The sequence below is a fragment of the Bacillus sp. SKDU12 genome (genome assembly GCF_010093085.1).
Classification (GTDB): Bacteria; Bacillota; Bacilli; order Bacillales; family Bacillaceae; genus Bacillus; species Bacillus mexicanus.
In genome coordinates this window covers 1-17,644 of record NZ_MSRC01000018.1, presented here as the reverse complement: position 1 = coordinate 17,644, position 17,644 = coordinate 1, and the positions used below count along the sequence as shown (strand labels likewise).

At 46.4% G+C, this 17,644-nt stretch carries 15 protein-coding genes; 8 read left to right on the top strand and 7 right to left on the bottom strand.

The features are described 5' to 3' along the window. Window position 1: 1 nt before the first annotated feature. Both bsdC and BTW01_RS16120 read right to left on the bottom strand, forming a co-directional pair. Complete coding sequence (bsdC, locus tag BTW01_RS16125; RefSeq protein WP_162104009.1) at window positions 2-1,423, bottom strand: phenolic acid decarboxylase BsdC; 1,422 nt, start codon at window positions 1,421-1,423, stop codon at window positions 2-4. A gap of 2 nt (window positions 1,424-1,425) precedes the next feature. After that, window positions 1,426-2,046, bottom strand: coding sequence for a non-oxidative hydroxyarylic acid decarboxylases subunit B (locus tag BTW01_RS16120; RefSeq protein WP_162104167.1), 621 nt, complete (start codon window positions 2,044-2,046; stop codon window positions 1,426-1,428). Between the two features lie 83 nt (window positions 2,047-2,129). Here BTW01_RS16120 and bsdA point away from each other — a divergent pair, with 83 nt between their 5' ends. From bsdA to BTW01_RS16090, 6 genes are all read left to right on the top strand, one after another. Then, window positions 2,130-3,002, top strand: coding sequence for a transcriptional regulator BsdA (bsdA, locus tag BTW01_RS16115; RefSeq protein ID WP_162104008.1), 873 nt, complete (start codon window positions 2,130-2,132; stop codon window positions 3,000-3,002). 115 nt (window positions 3,003-3,117) lie between these two features. Next, window positions 3,118-3,924 carry a cystine ABC transporter substrate-binding lipoprotein TcyA gene (tcyA, locus tag BTW01_RS16110; RefSeq protein WP_162104007.1) on the top strand — a complete coding sequence of 269 codons (807 nt, stop codon included), beginning with the start codon at window positions 3,118-3,120 and terminating at the stop codon, window positions 3,922-3,924. After that, window positions 3,911-4,615, top strand: a complete 705-nt coding sequence (gene tcyB, locus BTW01_RS16105) for a cystine ABC transporter permease TcyB (protein WP_162104006.1) — start codon at window positions 3,911-3,913, stop codon at window positions 4,613-4,615. Before tcyA ends, tcyB begins: the two co-directional genes overlap by 14 nt. Before the next feature lie 13 nt (window positions 4,616-4,628). Continuing rightward, the gene (gene tcyC / locus BTW01_RS16100) at window positions 4,629-5,372 is read left to right on the top strand and encodes a cystine ABC transporter ATP-binding protein TcyC (protein WP_162104005.1); all 744 of its coding nucleotides are present in this window, start codon (window positions 4,629-4,631) and stop codon (window positions 5,370-5,372) included. A 359-nt stretch (window positions 5,373-5,731) separates the two neighbouring features. Further along, window positions 5,732-6,379: a YczE/YyaS/YitT family protein gene (locus BTW01_RS16095; protein WP_162104004.1), complete on the top strand. Its 648-nt coding sequence runs from the start codon at window positions 5,732-5,734 to the stop codon at window positions 6,377-6,379. A 98-nt stretch (window positions 6,380-6,477) separates the two neighbouring features. Further along, the gene (locus BTW01_RS16090; RefSeq protein WP_162104003.1) at window positions 6,478-7,152 is read left to right on the top strand and encodes a 4'-phosphopantetheinyl transferase family protein; all 675 of its coding nucleotides are present in this window, start codon (window positions 6,478-6,480) and stop codon (window positions 7,150-7,152) included. Here the strand turns inward: BTW01_RS16090 and BTW01_RS16085 are convergent. Further along, complete coding sequence (locus tag BTW01_RS16085; protein WP_162104002.1) at window positions 7,147-8,481, bottom strand: PLP-dependent aminotransferase family protein; 1,335 nt, start codon at window positions 8,479-8,481, stop codon at window positions 7,147-7,149. The two genes, BTW01_RS16090 and BTW01_RS16085, sit on opposite strands and share 6 nt — an antisense overlap. 123 nt (window positions 8,482-8,604) lie before the next feature. Here BTW01_RS16085 and BTW01_RS16080 point away from each other — a divergent pair, with 123 nt between their 5' ends. Together BTW01_RS16080 and BTW01_RS16075 are read left to right on the top strand one after the other, a co-directional pair. Further along, the gene (locus BTW01_RS16080) at window positions 8,605-9,543 is read left to right on the top strand and encodes a DMT family transporter (RefSeq protein ID WP_162104001.1); all 939 of its coding nucleotides are present in this window, start codon (window positions 8,605-8,607) and stop codon (window positions 9,541-9,543) included. Between the two features lie 53 nt (window positions 9,544-9,596). After that, window positions 9,597-10,154: a YcxB family protein gene (locus BTW01_RS16075; protein WP_162104000.1), complete on the top strand. Its 558-nt coding sequence runs from the start codon at window positions 9,597-9,599 to the stop codon at window positions 10,152-10,154. Between the two features lie 14 nt (window positions 10,155-10,168). Here the strand turns inward: BTW01_RS16075 and BTW01_RS16070 are convergent, their stop codons facing one another. From BTW01_RS16070 to BTW01_RS16055, 4 genes are all read right to left on the bottom strand, one after another. Then, a complete protein-coding gene (locus tag BTW01_RS16070; RefSeq protein WP_162103999.1) occupies window positions 10,169-11,395 on the bottom strand; it encodes an MFS transporter in 1,227 nt (408 codons plus the stop codon). Between the two features lie 99 nt (window positions 11,396-11,494). Then, complete coding sequence (gene srfAD, locus BTW01_RS16065) at window positions 11,495-12,226, bottom strand: surfactin biosynthesis thioesterase SrfAD (protein WP_162103998.1); 732 nt, start codon at window positions 12,224-12,226, stop codon at window positions 11,495-11,497. Between the two features lie 27 nt (window positions 12,227-12,253). Continuing rightward, window positions 12,254-16,081: a surfactin non-ribosomal peptide synthetase SrfAC gene (gene srfAC, locus BTW01_RS16060; protein WP_162103997.1), complete on the bottom strand. Its 3,828-nt coding sequence runs from the start codon at window positions 16,079-16,081 to the stop codon at window positions 12,254-12,256. A 36-nt stretch (window positions 16,082-16,117) separates the two neighbouring features. Further along, on the bottom strand, window positions 16,118-17,644 hold a 1,527-nt coding region (locus BTW01_RS16055), incomplete at its 5' end, for a condensation domain-containing protein (protein WP_238391432.1).

Sequence of the window (17,644 nt, the reverse complement as noted above, 5' to 3'; positions counted from 1 at the left end):
CTTATTTATTCATTAAGTCCATTAGTTTTTGTTCCCATTCTTTCGTTGTTAATGGAGAATCAAGCGGCTGTGAATAATGCCCTCTCGTTTCCGGCGCAACTGGCGTAGTGGCGTCAAGAATCATTTTATGAGTGATGCCTGATGGGTTAGATCCCGGATCAAGCGGCAGAACCGATAAGTCGGGAATGATGACCGCATCGTGTTTCGGATGCATTTTGCTCGAAAGCGCCCACATGACTTGTGGCAGGTTGAATGGATCGACATCCTCGTCAACGACAATGACCATTTTGCAGTAGCCGAGTCCATGCGGTGTTGTAAGCGCACGCATGCCAACTGCTTTCGCAAATCCGCCATAGCGTGTTTTTGTGGAAACAATCGCGATTAATCCGTGCGTGTACATGGCGTTCACTGCGACAATTTCATTCGGATACGCTTCCTTCAACTGTTGATAAAGCGGCACACACGTATTAATGCCGATCATATAATCACATTCTGTCCAAGGCATTCCTAAGTATAAATGTTCAAAAATCGGATTGTTTCTATGATACACACGTTTAATCTTGATAATTGGCATGCTGCGTCCGCCGGAATAATGGCCTGTAAATTCACCGAACGGGCCTTCATATTCGCGCTCTCCGGAAATGATTTCACCTTCAAGCACAACTTCAGCGCCCCACGGAGCATCAAGATCAGACAGCTTTGATTTCACAATGCGATATGGCTCGCCTTGAATCGCGCCTGCCATTTCGTATTCTGATTGATCATAAAGAAGCGGAGTTGATGCCGCTGTTGTAATGACCGGTTCACAGCCGAGCGCAATGGTGACCGGAAGATTAATGCCGCGTTCTTCGGCTTGGCGCAGATGGATCGCGATATCGTGCTGCGGCACAGGCTGAATGCCGAGACGGTCTTTTCCTTTGACCTGCATTCTGTAAATGCCGACATTTTGTTTGCCGAAGTTGTCGGGGTCCTCAAGATCACGCGAAATGACACACGCTTTATCTAAATAGTAACCGCCGTCTCCTTGGTTAATTCTGAAAAGAGGCAATATATCGAACAAATTGATATCTTCTGTTATTTCATTTTCATGAAACGGTGCTGTTTCCTCCCGTTTGACCGGCATTGGAAACTCATCATAACGCTTCGCGAATTCAAAAAACTGTTCCTTCACCGGGGTGTCTTTCGGCATGCCGAGCATCATTGCATGATTCGGCCAAGAGCCGATCACATTCATCGCAATTTGCGCGTTGTGATAGCCGTAAATGTTGTTAAATAAGAGCGCGGGGCTTTTATCGCCAAGATTGCTGGCTGCGCGCGCTGCGGCTCCTAAATCCGGTTCCGGCTTTACCTCTTCATTCACTGCCAGCAGCTGTCCTTCTTTTTCAAGGGCAGCGAGAAATTCTCTGAAATCTTGATAAGCCATGATCAAGCTCCTCCTTTTTGTTTTTCAATTCCATTCCAGCGTTTCGCTTCAGGAAGGCGAATGCCGAATTGGTCCAACGTTCTGAATACGATATGATCGACCATTTCCTCTAAGCTGCTCGGCTGATTATAAAAGGCCGGCATCGGAGGAAGAATGATCGCGCCCATTTTCGTAAGCGCTAACATGTTTTCGAGATGAATCTGGTTTAAAGGCGTCTCTCGCGTTAAGAGGACGAGTTTTTTTCTCTCTTTGAGCATGACATCCGCCGCACGTGTCAAAAGATTATCTGCCATTCCAGTTCGGATACTGGCAAGAGATTTCATGCTGCACGGCGCCACAATCATTCCATCGGTATCAAACGACCCGCTTGAAATAGCTGCCGCCTGATCCTTATGCGAGTAAGTGTATGCTGCCAGTTGTTCTACTTCTTGTAAGGTATAGCCTGTTTCGTGTTTGATCGTGACGTTCGCCCAAGGAGACACAACAAGATGGGTTTCAATTTCAGCGGCCTTTAGCCATTCCAGCAGCCTGACCCCGAAAATGGCCCCTGTTGCTCCTGTCATTCCGACAACGAGTTTCACTTTGTCCCCTCCTTTGCGCTTGAATTCTGCTTTCGTTTCCATCATACTCCTGATATATCCATATGAAAAATATCTGTTATATCTATATTTCATACCTAAAAGGTATAATGAGGAGGCGCTTTCTTTTGGACATTCGCCAGCTACGATATTTCATTACCATTGCTCAGGAACAGAAAATTACATCCGCCGCTAAAAAGCTCCATATGGCGCAGCCACCTTTAAGCAGGCAGCTGAAACAGCTGGAGGACGAGCTGGGCATCATTTTGTTTGACCGGAATAAGAAAAAACAAATGACCCTTACATATGAAGGAACTGTTTTTCTGAAAAGAGCCAAAGAGATTTTACATAGGTTTGAGGATGCCGTCATTGAGGTACAAGAGCTGAAGGAGGAGGTAGCTGGCACGTTGGCCGTAGGTTCAACGATTTATTGCGCCGCTCTGATGCTTGAAAAAGTCACACAGATTAAAGAGAGATATCCGCACCTCACCTTTAACATTTGGGAGAATGAGCCTGCGACATTGTTAGAGCTGCTGGAAAGCCGGCAAATCGATGCGGCGGTTACGACGACGCTGATCAAAAGCGACATGGTCCAATTTAAACAGCTTGATGAAATTCCATGTGTGCTCGTGCTCTCAAAAGAAGCCGGATATCCGTGCGGGGACACCATCAAAATGGAGGACATCCCTTCCTTTCCGCTGATTCTGCTGCGGCCTGTCAACGGAAAAGGCGTCTATAATCAGGTTATGAATGAATTTCACTGTTTACATCTTGAGCCGCGCATTGTTTGCGAATGCCATGATTCCGCTACTTTGCTCAGCCTTGTCTCATCCGGATTTGGCGCGTCCATTCTGCCCGTCACGATGATTCCCGTTCATATGAGAAACCACGTACACACCGTTCATATTGAAAACAATCCCTTCATTATGAAGCCGGCTGTCATGTGGAGAACGGACAGTTATCTACCAAAACCTGCACAGCAATTTTTGGATTTATTTTAAAAGATTTCGCCTTATGAAAACCAAATACTTGACTCATACTAAAAAAAAGTTATCCTTTAGATTTGTAAGCTAATTTTTTATTTCAATAAAATCAACCAGAAAAGTGGGGAATAAGATGAAAAAAGCATTATTGGCTTTATTCATGGTCGTAAGCATCGCAGCTCTTGCAGCTTGCGGAGCAGGAAATGACAATCAGTCAAAAGACAGCGCCAAAAACGGCGATCTTTGGGCTTCAATTAAGAAAAAAGGTGTGCTGACAGTCGGTACGGAAGGGACATATGAACCGTTCACTTACCACGACAAGGACACTGACAAGCTGACTGGCTATGATGTGGAAGTCATCACAGAGGTCGCAAAACGACTTGGACTGAAAGCCGATTTTAAAGAAACACAATGGGACAGCATGTTTGCCGGCTTGAATTCTAAACGGTTTGACGTCATTGCCAACCAAGTCGGAAAAACAGACCGTGAAGACAAATACGATTTCTCAGATAAATACACAACATCAAGAGCTGTTGTCGTGACGAAAACAGACAACAACGATATTAAGTCTGAAGCAGATGTAAAAGGAAAAACATCAGCTCAATCACTGACAAGCAACTACAACAAATTAGCTAAAAATGCCGATGCGAAAGTAGAAGGCGTTGAAGGCATGGCGCAGGCTCTTCAATTGATCCAGCAAGGCCGTGTCGATATGACATACAACGATAAGCTTGCCGTGTTGAACTACTTAAAAACATCAGGCAATAAAAACGTGAAAATCGCGTTTGAAACAGGCGATCCGCAATCAACGTATTTCACATTCCGCAAAGGAAGCGGCGAGGTTGTTGATCACGTCAACAAAGCATTAAAAGAGATGAAAGAGGACGGGACTCTTTCTAACATTTCTAAAAAATGGTTCGGCGAAGATGTTTCTAAATAATCTGCCGGCATTGACGCTTGGCACGGCGATCCCGTGGGATCTGGTGCAGCAGTCATTTTGGCCGATACTTTCAGGGGGAATCTACTATACGATTCCCCTTACGATTCTTTCCTTTATATTTGGAATGATCCTAGCGCTGATTACGGCGCTTGCCAGAATGTCGAAAGTGAGACCTTTGAGATGGGTGTTCAGCGTATACGTATCCGCAATACGCGGCACTCCTCTTCTCGTTCAATTGTTCATCATTTTCTATCTGTTTCCGGCCTTTAACATCACATTAGATCCATTTCCAAGCGCCGTGATCGCCTTTTCATTAAATGTCGGCGCCTATGCATCAGAAATCATCCGAGCATCTATTTTATCTGTGCCAAAAGGGCAATGGGAAGCCGGCTACACAATCGGCATGACACATCAGAAAACGCTGTTCCGCGTCATTTTGCCGCAGGCTTTTCGTGTGTCGATCCCGCCATTATCTAATACCTTTATCAGCCTGATCAAAGATACATCTCTCGCGTCTCAGATTTTGGTCGCTGAGCTGTTCAGAAAAGCTCAGGAAATCGGCGCGCTGAATCTTGATCAAATTTTAGTGATCTATATTGAAGCAGCCTTTATTTATTGGATGATCTGCTTCCTGCTTTCACTCGTCCAGCATGTCATCGAACGGCGTCTTGACCGCTACGTGGCCAAATAAGGAGGTTCCGAGTATGCTTACCGTCAAAGGATTAAACAAATCATTCGGTGAAAATGAAATTTTAAAAAAGATAGATATGAAGATTGAAAAAGGGAAAGTCATCGCTATACTTGGGCCTTCAGGTTCAGGGAAAACGACGCTGCTCCGATGCTTGAACGCGCTGGAGATACCGAATCGAGGGGAGCTCGCGTTTGATGATTTCTCCATCGATTTCTCCAAAAAGGTGAAACAGGCGGATATTCTAAAGCTTCGCCGGAAGTCCGGAATGGTGTTTCAAGCGTATCATCTGTTCCCTCACCGCACGGCTCTTGAAAACGTGATGGAGGGCCCTGTTCAGGTGCAAAAACGGAACAAAGAGGAAGTCAGAAAAGAAGCGATTCAGCTTCTTGAAAAAGTCGGATTAAAGGACAAAATGGATCTATATCCATTCCAGCTTTCCGGCGGACAGCAGCAGCGCGTCGGCATTGCCCGCGCACTGGCGATTCAGCCTGGGCTTATGCTGTTTGACGAACCGACCTCAGCGCTTGATCCCGAGCTTGTCGGAGAGGTGCTGAAAGTGATCAAGGATTTAGCCAACGAAGGCTGGACCATGGTCGTCGTAACCCACGAAATCAAATTCGCCCAAGATGTGGCGGATGAAGTTGTCTTCATTGACGGCGGCATAATCGTGGAACAAGGACCGCCGGAGCAAATTTTCTCCTCACCAAAAGAAGAACGGACGCAGCGGTTCTTGAATCGGATTTTGAATCCGCTGTAAAACCTTAAAGAAACCCAAAACGACTCCCGTTTTGGGTTTCTTCTAAATTTGCGGGCTTTTGTAAAGAGGGCTATAAATGTCCAAACTCAAATACGAAAAGTTACGGAGGCGCTGTAATGAAAAAACTTATTATCAGCACAGCTTTGCTCAGTTTCCTTTTTGCTGGTTTATGAAATGGAGAATCATATAATAACAAGTCAGACTCATTTCAAACAGCAGAAAAAGCAATAAATATGTAAGCCTAAACAGGGCGTCTTCGGCGGCCCTGTTTTTTGTTGAGCCCCTTCTGCCTATTCCGCCCTTTTGTCAGATGTGCTACAATGACACTCGACTGATTTTTACGAAAGAAGGGACCTCACGTGAAGCAAGAACTTGTTCTGCGCTGGACATTTTATTTTACCGGTTTGATCATTTTGGCTTTTGGTGTATCCCTCACGATAAAAGGAAAAGCACTCGGCATTAGTCCGTGGGATGCCTTTCATTACAGCCTGTTTCAGCACTTCGGGCTTACCATCGGCCAGTGGTCCATCATTATCGGGGCGCTTATTGTCGGATTCACAGCATTGTTTACAAAGGCTTGGCCAAAAATCGGGGCAATCCTGAACATGGTGCTCATTGGTGTTTTTATAGACTTTTTCAATTTTCTTCTGCCTGCCCCCTCCACCTACACAGGCTCCGTCATCATCTTTTCTCTCGGTGTGGTGCTGATCGGCTATGGCGTCGGTGTTTATGTATCAGCTGGCCTTGGTGCGGGTCCGCGTGATTCACTCATGATGCTGATTACAGAAAAAACCGGCTGGAATATTCAATGGGTTCGAAACGGTATGGAAATCACAATTCTATTGGCAGCATGGGGCATGGGCGGTCCGATCGGTTTAGGTACTATTTTGACCGCCATCCTCACCGGACTCATTCTGCGTTTTTCATTGCCGCAGTCAATCCAGCTGCTGAATTATACGATGTCAAGACGGAGAGCCGCTGTAAAAGCATCTCCTCCTCTACACTAAAACAAAGCCGAAACGGCTTTGTTTTTTATTTGCGTCTCTATATGAGTCGAAGTATGATAGGATGGTTTTGACAATCTTTTGCAGACGGAGGACCTAGAATGAAGATTTACGGAATATATATGGACCGCCCGCTTTCTCAGGAAGAGACTGAACGGTTCATGTCTTTCATATCGCCTGAAAAACGGGAGAAATGCCGGAGATTTTATCATAAAGAAGATGCTCACCGCACCCTGCTTGGAGATGTGCTCGTTCGCTCAGTCGTCAGCAGGCAGTTCCATCTGGACAAAGCCGATATCCGCTTCAGCGCGCAGAAATACGGGAAGCCCTGCATCCCTGATCTGCCCGACGCCCATTTTAACATTTCTCACTCCGGCCGCTGGGTCGTTTGCGCGTTTGATTCACAGCCGATCGGCATTGATATTGAAAAAATGAAACCAATCAGCCTTGAGATCGCCAAACGCTTCTTTTCAAAAACTGAGTACACTGACCTTTTAGCAAAAAACAAAGACGAGCAGACAGACTATTTTTATCATCTATGGTCAATGAAAGAAAGCTTTATCAAACAGGAAGGCAAAGGCCTATCGCTTCCGCTTGATTCCTTTTCAGTGCGCTTGCATCAGAACGGACAAACATCCATTGAGCTTCCGAACAATCATACACCATGCTACATCAAAACGTATGAGGCGGACCCCGGCTACAAAATGGCCGTATGCGCCGCGCACCCTGATTTCCCCGAAGAAATGACAATGGTCTCGTATGAAGCGCTTTTATAAATGGCTCATCAGCAGCTTGACACCCCGATCAATATCTTCCGTTTTCACATTGGATATATTGATTTTTAATAGATTTTCTTTTTGATAACCTGATAAATAATGACGGTCTATCGCCTCAAGGTGAACACCTTGTTTTTTCAGTCTATAAATCACCCTTGAGGCCGGCAGATCCCGAGGAAGCACCAGGTGGGTATGCATACAGGGTGCCTGGCCGCCCGAAAACGTAAAGCGTCCGCATCCCAGCTGCCTGTGGGTTTGAATGGCTTGATGAAGCCTCAGTGATCGCTCCTTATAGGAATCTCTGATTTTCTCCTTATGCCTGCCATACATACCGCTTTTCAGATAAATCTCCAATGCCGCTTGAGAAATCATTGAACAGTCGATATCGTTCAACTTTTTGTACGCATGAAACGTATCAGTCAGTGCTTCGGGCAAAACAGCAGCCCCCACGCGAAGGCCGGGGAACATCATTTTTGAGAAGCTTTTTAAATAGATGACATGTGAGGACAGGTCATATGCGTGCAGCGGATCTGCCTTTTTATTTTCCTCCAGATCACCAAGGTAATCATCCTCAACGAGATAGACATCATACGCTTCTGCCAGTCTTACAAGCTCCTGTTTATCACGCTCTGACAAAGAGCAGCCAAGCGGGTTATGGAAGCGGGGCATCGTATAAAAAAATTTAATCGATTCTGTTTGAAAAAGCCGCTCAACCTCGGTTAAATTGAGCCCCTCTTCCGTTCGTTTCACACCGATGGCGGGAATTCCAAGCGTCTCAAGCTGTTCTACCATCAAATGGTAGCCCGGCTGTTCGATGGCGATCTTCTCTTTCCCATTTCGAAACGGCATGGCACAAAGCAAGGATAACGCCTGCTGGACACCTGAAGTAATGAAAATGTGCCGTTCATCCGCAAATACCTGCTGATTGGCCAAGAGCTTTCGGAGTACACGGATGAGTGATGGAAGCCCCTTTGGCGTCCCATAAATAAACAAATCGTTTTTGTATGTATCAATCGCTTTGTTGATACAGTGCTGAAAATCAAGATACGGAAACACATCTGGGTCCGGCGCAGATGTGGCAAAGTCGATGGGGCCAGGCTGCCCGCTTTTTGATTTCCCTGTCTTTTTCACAATATAATAGCCGCTTTTCGGAACAGAATAGATAAGGTGGCGCTTTTCCAGCTCCTGCAGCGCGCGGATCACTGTGCTTTTGCTGACTTGGTAGCGGGCGGACAGCTGACGGATAGATGGAAGCCTGTCTCCTTCTTGATAGGCGGTGCTTTGCATCATCTCCTCTATCCTCGTTACTAGACTCATATATTTCTCCATGCCTTCTCCCCCTGTTTTGTACCGGTACAGTTCATTGTTTTTCTCATTGTACCGTTCTGACCGCGGCCATACAATAAAGGGAGCGACCGGCGCTGCAATTCAGGTAAAGGAGCCCTTCCCATTATGGTTAAACATCAGCAAACCCCCGCTTATATAGCGGCTATTTTATATTCGTTCATTATCGGTTTATCCTTTCTATTCGTAAAAATCGCACTGCAAACAGCAGAGCCGTTTGATATTTTGGCGCATCGGTTCACCATTGCGTTTGCTGCGGCCACTGTACCGATCTTATTCGGCTGGGTAAAACTTTCAATCCGCGTAAAGGACGTCATTGCCATTTTGCCGCTCGCCCTGCTGTATCCCGCGCTATTTTTCAGCTTTCAGGCATTCGGCCTTGTGTACTCGTCCTCCTCTGAAGCGGGAATTATTCAGGCAGCTATTCCGATTTTCACGATGGTGTTTGCCGCTTATGTTTTAAAGGAACGCCCAACGTGGACGCAAAAGGGGTTCACGGTTTTATCCGTTACCGGCGTCATGTTTATTTTTGTGATGAAAGGCGTTGACGTGGAGTCAGCCAGCTTAAAAGGGTCTTTGCTGATTCTATTGTCCGCCTTGTCTTCAGCGATGTACAATACCGCCGCCAGAAAAATGACGCAGCGGTTCAAGCTGACCGAGCTTACCTACATCATGTCTGCCATCGGCTTTGTCGTCTTCAACGCCATTGCCCTTGTGCGTCACGGAGCGGCGGGAACAGTCGGCACTTATTTTCTGCCGTTCCGGGAGCCCGGCTTCGTTCTCGCCATTGTGTATTTGGGCGTGCTGTCTTCACTCGTCACTTCATTCTTGTCTAACTATACGCTGTCACGGATTGAGGCGTTTAAAATGAGTGCTTTTAATCATGTATCTACCATTGTGACAATGATTGCAGGAGTCGTGATTTTAAACGAAAGCCTGGCCTGGTATCATCTTTTTGGGGCCATTTGTATTATTATTGGCGTACTGGGGAGCAATACCAATCTGCAGAAAAAAAGAAAGCGCCCTGGTATGCCTGCAAAAAAATGAGAAATTATGCTAGACTGAAAGGAAAAACATGGTTAGAGGTGTAGGTTTACCGTATGATTCAATATGCTAGTGAAAGTATCAATCTTTCAGGAGAAATCACTTTTAAGGATGTAAGAGAAATCTTTTTTTATCAAATCGGAAAAATGTCATGCTTTTACTTTCTGTTGTTTTGCGCCATATTTGCTGCAGTTAACTTCATTAACGGATGGCCCCGTATCGTTTATGGCAGTGACGCGCTTAACTTGTTTATGAACAGTATTTTGATTATCGTGATGTCCGTTCTGTTTACACTGCTGCTCCTCCTTCTTCTATATGTGAAGTTTTCCAGAGCATACAAGAAGAACGAACGGATTAAATCTAAAAGAACATATAATCTGAATCAAGAAGGAATTCGTATATGTTCTAAAAAATATGACCTCATTTTCAATTGGAATGAAATCACAGCTGTTTTCGAATATAAGAATATCTTCCGCATCAATACATCCAGCAGCCAATATATTGCGATCCCAAAACATTTTTTTCACTCCGAAGAGGAGATGAACAGATTCAAGGGGATTATCCTTAAAAATACCGAAACAAAAAAACTCAAATTTAAAAAGGATCGGCATTGACAGTGCCGGTCCTTTTATATTGATTGATGGGTTTCTTTTGCCTTTTGTTTATCGAAAAACGGCACAAGCTCTATTACAGCCGTTACGCCCACAAACACGATACACACAGCAACAATCAGTAAATAACCATGAGTACTGTCAAAAAATAAACCGCCCGCATACACGCTGAGAGCTCCGGCAACCTGATGGATAAAGAAATTGATGCCTAACAGCGAGCCGATCAATCCTGTTTGATAGCTTTCAGAAATACACGCCGCAGTCAACGGAATGACGCCTGTATAACTGAGCCCGAATAACAGGATAAAACCGAAGTACCAAAGTTCGCTGTGATGAATTCCAAGAATGGGAATGATCAGAAAAATCAGGCTGATCAGCCGAAGGAAAAATAAGATGGACAGCATCATGCTTCTGCTGCCGAGGAGGTCTGACAGCCAGCCCGCCAATAATCCGCCAATGATAATAAACGCCCCGAACGCGGCCATTATTCCGCTGACATGAGAGACATGCCCGTCCTTCAGCATTGGTACAAGATGAGCATCAATGATCCCCATCGTAAATCCGCATGTAAACACGCCGAAGTACAAGATATAAATGAGGCGGGACTGCTTTATAACATTCCAAAACCCCCGCCAGTCATATGACTTTTTCACTGATGGCGCTTGCGTATGTGGCGGGTGCTTCATACCAAAGGCCAGGAGCGGCAGCAGAACAGCAGCCATGACGATACCCAATATTGTATAGATGTTTTGCCAGCCGGCATGGTACGGAGCCGCAGCCCAAATAGGTGAGAGCAGCAGCAAACCCGCAGAGTTGGCATTGGTTAAAATCGCGAGCGCCAAACCTTTGTGTGTGTCGAACCAGCGGCTGATGAAATACTGTGTCGTCACGCCGACGGCGCACGAATAGCCGATTCCGCCGAGCACTCCGTAAATGGCGGAAAACATATGGACATTCGGTGAATATGGAAGCACCAAAAAGCTGACACTGATACAAACAGCTCCGAGCGCCATCAATTTTCTGACACTGAATCTGTCGATAAAAAACCCGACGAAGAATTGAACGATGCCTGTTGTGATCATAAAAATGCTGACAGAAACCGAGATCATCGACCTGTCGGCATGAAAGGTATCCGCCATCGGCAGCATAAAAAATTGAAAGGAATTTCTGAATGAGTTCATTCCGATGGCGAAAACAACCGTAAACAGCAATACAAACCACTTCACCTTAGGGGACACGTACATGTTTCAACCTGCCTTTGTCTAAGTATTGCGGCTATTATATCATGTAAAAATTGACATTCAATGCAAAAAAGCGGAACAGCCTAAGCTGTCCGCTTTTAATCACGATTGAATGCTCGGATGCTGATTCAATATCGCAAAAATTCGCTCTGCCACTTCTTCCGTATGTGACAGCAGAAACATGTGCCCGCCGTCAAATTCGTGGAAAACGATGTCTTCCGCCCACTTCTTCCAGCCTTCCGCATCCCGAAGGCACTTTTCATCATTATGCCCGTTAAAAACATGAACAGGCGATTGGATCGGGGCCGCATCGTGAAGATCAAATTGCTCAAGAGCCCGATAATCCGATCTGAAGGAAGGCAGAAAAAAGGACATGACTTCCTTATTTTCTACAAGCTCCGCGGGCATCCCGCCTAATTTGATAAGATGATCGAGAAATTGATCATCAGGCAGATGGGACACTTTCTTCCGTTGAATATGCGGCGGCTGTATGGCTGAAATGATCACCGCCTGCGGAAAGATGCCTTCACGCTCCAGTTTTTGCGCCAATCTGAAGGTGATCATCCCTCCCATACTGTGTCCAAACAGCACAAACGGCCGATCAGGACGAAGGTTCAATTCTTGTTTGTACAAATCGGTCAGCTCTTCTAGATTCTCAACGGCTGATGTTTGTTGATTTGTGCCATGTCCCGGCGGCTCGGCAGCGAGCATCTCACACTCTCCCTGCAAAAAAGCATGGAGAGGGCGAAATGACGCCGAGTATCCGCCAGCAAATGGAAAACAGATGAGCTGTGTTTTTTCCGATGTATCAAATGATTTGAAGAGTTGGCTCATGGCTGTCTCCTCCTTTCACCACTTCAATTAAGAAACCGTTACGGTTTGTGTATTAAGTAATTCGTGTAAAATCCCCGCATTCCTATCTAGAATTTCACCCTGCAGCATTTCAGCGTGTGTTCCAAAGCCTCTTTTCACACGGTAAGCACCTGTTGTAGCCTCTTCCCACGTTGTAAGCCATTCCGGCATATCAAAATCAACATCGGAAGTCAGGAGATCAATATCAGCCTTTACCTGTCCTATGCTGATCAGATTGACATAGTATGAGTAGAAAGCTTGTGTTTTTTGTTTAAGGCCTTGTTTGACGGCTTCACTATTGAGTGCTTCATTGTCCCGATTCACATTCATCAACGCTTCAACATCACTCTCAACCGTTCGTCCATCCAGATCACTGACGTCTTGTTTTTTATAGGAATCCACCATGATAATCCGCTGAACAACGCGCCCTTGTTCTTCAAGTCTTTTAGCAGCTTCAAACGCCAGGCTGCACCCCGCTGAATATCCGAACAACGTCAAAGGCCCTTCCGGCTGAAGCTTCTGAATCAAATCTGCATAGCGGTCAATGCGATTTTCCTCCTCAATGAAGTCAAAGGCGCATAGTTTATATGAAGGCAGACGGCTGGCCAGGTTTTGGTACATGAGACCATAGCCCAAGACCGGCGGGAATGCGAAAATGATCTGCTCCTGATAAGGATTCATGATCGTGACATCCTGCAATCCATCTGAGCCCCCGTTGTTCAAATACGCTGAAATGCCGGCGATTGTCGGCGCTTCAAACAAAACCTTTACCGGAAGATCAATTCCGAGCTCTTTCTTAATACGGGAAGCAACGGTCATCGCCTTTAAGGAGTGCCCGCCGAGCGCAAAGAAATCGTCATGAATGCCAACCTGCTGTCTGCCGAGAACCTCAGTCCAAATGTGTGCGATCTTTTCCTCTGTCTCATCTCGCGGGCCAATCCATTCTTCCGTCAGCTGATCTTGATCCGGCTTTGGCAGCAGACGTTTATTGACTTTCCCATTTGTCGTTAAAGGAAGCTCGTCCAAAAATGTAAACGTCTGCGGGACCATGTATGCAGGCAGCTGTTTTTTCAGATGCGCCTTTATGTCCTCAGCTGAAAGCTGCGCCCGGTTTACGAGGTAGGCATTGATTGCTGCATCGCCAGACTCATGGCGATCTGCTACAACAACCGCATCTTTCACCCCTGGATATTCCTGCAGCTGCTTTTCAATTTCTTCAAGTTCAATCCGGTGTCCGCGTATTTTGACCTGATCGTCAATACGGCCGGCGTATTCAATCGTTCCATCGGGCAGCCAGCGTGCCAAGTCTCCTGTGCGGTAAAGCGTTTCTCCCGGCTTAAACGGGTTCGAGATAAACTTTTGCTTCGTCAGATCAGGACGGTTGATATACCCTTTTGATACACCCATTCCGCTGATGCACAGTTCACCGACCGCTCCGAACGGCTGGAGCTGATTTTGCTCGTTGAGAATATAAACATTGGCATTGCTGATCGGCTTTCCGATCGGCAATGAGGAGGTGGAATCCGGCAGTTCATGCACGACGTGAGCTGTCGCAAATACCGTTCCCTCAGTCGGCCCATAGCAGTTAATCAGCTTGCCCGGTCCCATGATCCGCAGTGCTTTTCTGACGTGCGGCACAGACGCGCGCTCACCACCGAATAACACGCAACGAAGCCCCTTCAGCCAATCCTCTCCCGCATCGGTGAGAAGATTAAAAAGTGCAGTTGTCGCAAACATGACATTAACCTTCTCTTGCTGAATCAGATTAGTGAGGCGTTCTGTATCAAGCAGTGTATGTTCATCTGCGATAATGAGCCTTGACGCATTCAGTATTGAAGCGTAGAAGTCAAAGGTAAATGCATCAAAGGCATAATTTGAAACGGATAAGAACGTGTCTTTTTCAGAAAACGCCATGTAGTCTACATGCTTGACCAGTCCTTGAATATTGGCATGCGTAGTGATATTGCCCTTCGGCTTTCCGGTTGTGCCGGACGTATACATAATATATGCCGGATCATTGGGATCAATTGCGGTTGCAGGATCGCTTGCCTGTTCCTCAAACCGCGCTTGATCATCGATGAAAAGTGTTGTTCCTGTATACGGAAGCTGAGCCGCTTTTTCTTTCATCTCCTGATGTGTCAGCAGACAGGCTGCCGAGCTGTCAGTCAGCATATACGAGATTCGGTCCTCCGGCAGCTTCGGATCAACCGGCAGATAAGCCGCTCCGGCTTTTAATACGCCGAGAAGGCCGATCACCAGTTCAAGCGAGCGCTTCGTGTACAGCGCGACAACGGAGCCTTTGCCCGCACCTTGTTTTTGCAAACGGCGCGCAAGGCGGTTCGCTTCCTCATCCAATTCGCGATAGGAAAGGGTCTGGCCGGAATATGTAAGCGCCGGCGCATCAGGGTGAACATTCACCGCTTCCTTGAACCAATCCGTCAGAGGCTTTGCCTCATGAGTTTGGGCCGGCGGGTTTAAGCCGGTAAGCAGCAACTCTCTTTCCTTTTCATCAACAAGATTGATCGTGCTGACAGGCTGGTCCGGCTTCTCGATAAGCTGCTGAATCGCTGTGAGCAGCTGAGATTTCAAGCGCAGGATAAACGCCTCATCAAATACATTTTCATTATAGGCAAGCTTAATCAGCATCTCTTCCCCAGGGGAAGCCATCAAATTGAGATCATAATTCGACTTCTCAAAAACATGAACATCTTCCATCTCAAAGCCGTTTTCATTGTTTTCTTCATTTTTTGCATCCTGAAGCGGGTAATTCTCAAACACAATAACGTGGTCAATCAGCTTCGGCTGATCGGCCTGGCTCTGAATATCATAGAGCGGCACATATTGATGCGGCTCAGACTGAAGCGATTGCTCCTGCAACTGCTTGAGCAAACCATTAAATGTCGTATCTTCAGACAGCTTCACCCGTCTCGGGACGACATTGATAAACAGGCCGACCATCTGTTCAACGCCTTTGATTTCCGCGGGACGCCCGGAAACGACTGTTCCGAAAGTTAAATCTCCAGACTGCTGATAGCGGCTGATCAATACGCTCCAAACTGCCTGCAGTGCCGTACTCAACGTGGTATGCTGCGATTTTGCAAGCTCGGCAAAGGCCTTTGTTTCCGCTTCCGGCAGTGAGAAGAGCAGCTCTTTTGGCTCGTATTCGCCCTCTTGTTTCTTTCTTTGCTCCGCAAATGTCGTCTGTCCTTCAAAACCTTCTAAGTATTCTCGCCAATAACACAGCGATGCTTGTTTATCCTGCTTTTCAAGCCACTTGATGTAATCTTTATACGGCTTGGCAGGCGGCAGGCTGTACGGCTTTTGCTGGCGCAGAGCATTGTATACCTTAAACAGATCCTGCACGACGATACCAAAGCACCAGCCGTCTAAAATCATGTGATGGTAACTCCACACCCATTCAAAGCTGTCGTCAGCTTTTTTGAAAATGGCTGCCCGCATGGGAATATCCCGCGTCAAATCAAAGCCCTTGATCTTATCCTGTTCTTTATATTCATTGATTTTGGCTGTTTGCTCGCTGGCCGATACATGTGTCAAGTCGATTTCTTCTATTTGAAACTGCCGTTTTTTCAATACGACTTGTACAGGCCTTTTTACTTTTTCATGAATGAACACGGTACGAAATACATCGTACCGGTCCATGATCACATTCATGCTTTCTTCAAGGCATTTAATATTCAAGCTTCCTTTTACTTTCATCGTGATTTGTTCAAGATAAAAGCTCTGGCCGGGATTCAGGATGGTATGAAACAGCATCCCTTCCTGCATCGGCGATAGGTAATACATATCTTGAACCTGATCCTTGCTAAATTGACTCATATGTTCCGCTCCCGCCTTCTGTAATTCCTTTGCGTTTTACTTTAAATTCTCCTCAAGCATGTCAAAGATATCGCCCATCTCATCCATTCCAAGGTCTTCCGCACTGAAGTCGCTCGGCGTGAATTCCTTGTCTTCTTTTTCCGTGCAATGGCGGATCAGCATCAGGAGATTTTCTTTAAAGCGCTCCATTTGTTGCTCGACTGTAGCTTTTTCAAACTCTTTCTCATTGTAAGAGCAGGAAAGCACAAACCGGCCGTTTCTGATCATGCCGCTGAAGCTTAAAGCGTACAGTGCTTCTGATTCCTCACTTACTTGGCGTCCCATATCGAAAGCGGATGGCTCAAAGAAGTCGGTTTTTACTTCACTGTCGAATTGGCCTAAGTAGTTAAAGCTGATCTCCGGCGTGAAGCGACTTGTTTCCGCTGTTTCTGTGATATAACGGAGAATGCCGTAGCCAACCCCTTTGTTCGGAATGCGGCGCAGGTTTTCTTTAACTGATTTGATTATGGCTGATGTATCTTTTTCAGACATGTCGAGCATGACAGGATATTGCGCCGTAAACCATCCGACTGTTCTGGAAATGTTCACATTCGGGATCACATCCTCCCGTCCGTGCCCCTCCAGGTTAATACCGATTTTGGCATCGTTTGTCCATTCCTTCATCGTCAAACCGAGCGCACTAAGAAGAATATCGTTGATTTCAGTTCCATATGGCTGATGAACATCTGTTAAGAGATGTTTGGTGTCTTCTTCTGTTAATTCACAAAGAACAGATGATGTATGCTTGACGATCCGCTGCTCTGTTTCATAATCCTTCGGCACAGGAGAAACCTGTTCGGCGTCCATTTTCGACCAGTATTCAGCCTGCTGTAAAAGCTCAGCTGATTGGCTGAATGCCGCCAGTTCATCCGCCCAATCCTTAAAGGAATTTGTTTTTTGCGGGAAGACAATGTCCTCTTCTTTCTCAGCCTGCATATAGCCTGAAGCAAAGTCTTCAAGCAAAATCCGCCATGATACACCGTCGACCACGAGATGGTGGACAGCGATGAGCAAGTGGTCGCCAGCTTCCGTACGATATTGCTCCGCCTTGAGAAGCGGTCCGTTTTGCAGATCGAGACTGCTTTGCAGCCTATTCGCGAGAATCTTGATCTGGCTTTTCAGCATGTCTTCATCAGACCCGCACACATCAATGATTTCGAAGCTGATCTCGCTTTCGCTGATCGGTTTATAGGCTTGAAGGATCTCTCCGTCTTCCTCACGATATACCATGCGAAGTGCGTCATGATGTTCGATCAGCGCCTGTAATGTTTTTTCCACTCGTTCAGGGTCAAAGCCCTTCGCGGCGTGAAGCATCACTGATTGGTTCCAGTGGTGTTTGTTTGTGAAGTTCTTTTCAAAAAACCAGCGCTGGATCGGCGTCAGGGTGACTTCGCCTTCCACAGGGCCTTGGTCTGCCTGTTTGCCTTCGGCACGCTCCACATATTGGGTCAGCTCCTCGATCGTCGGGTGCTGGAAGAGGTCTTTCATTTCCAGCTTCCAGCCGTGCTGGTTCAAGCGGCTCGC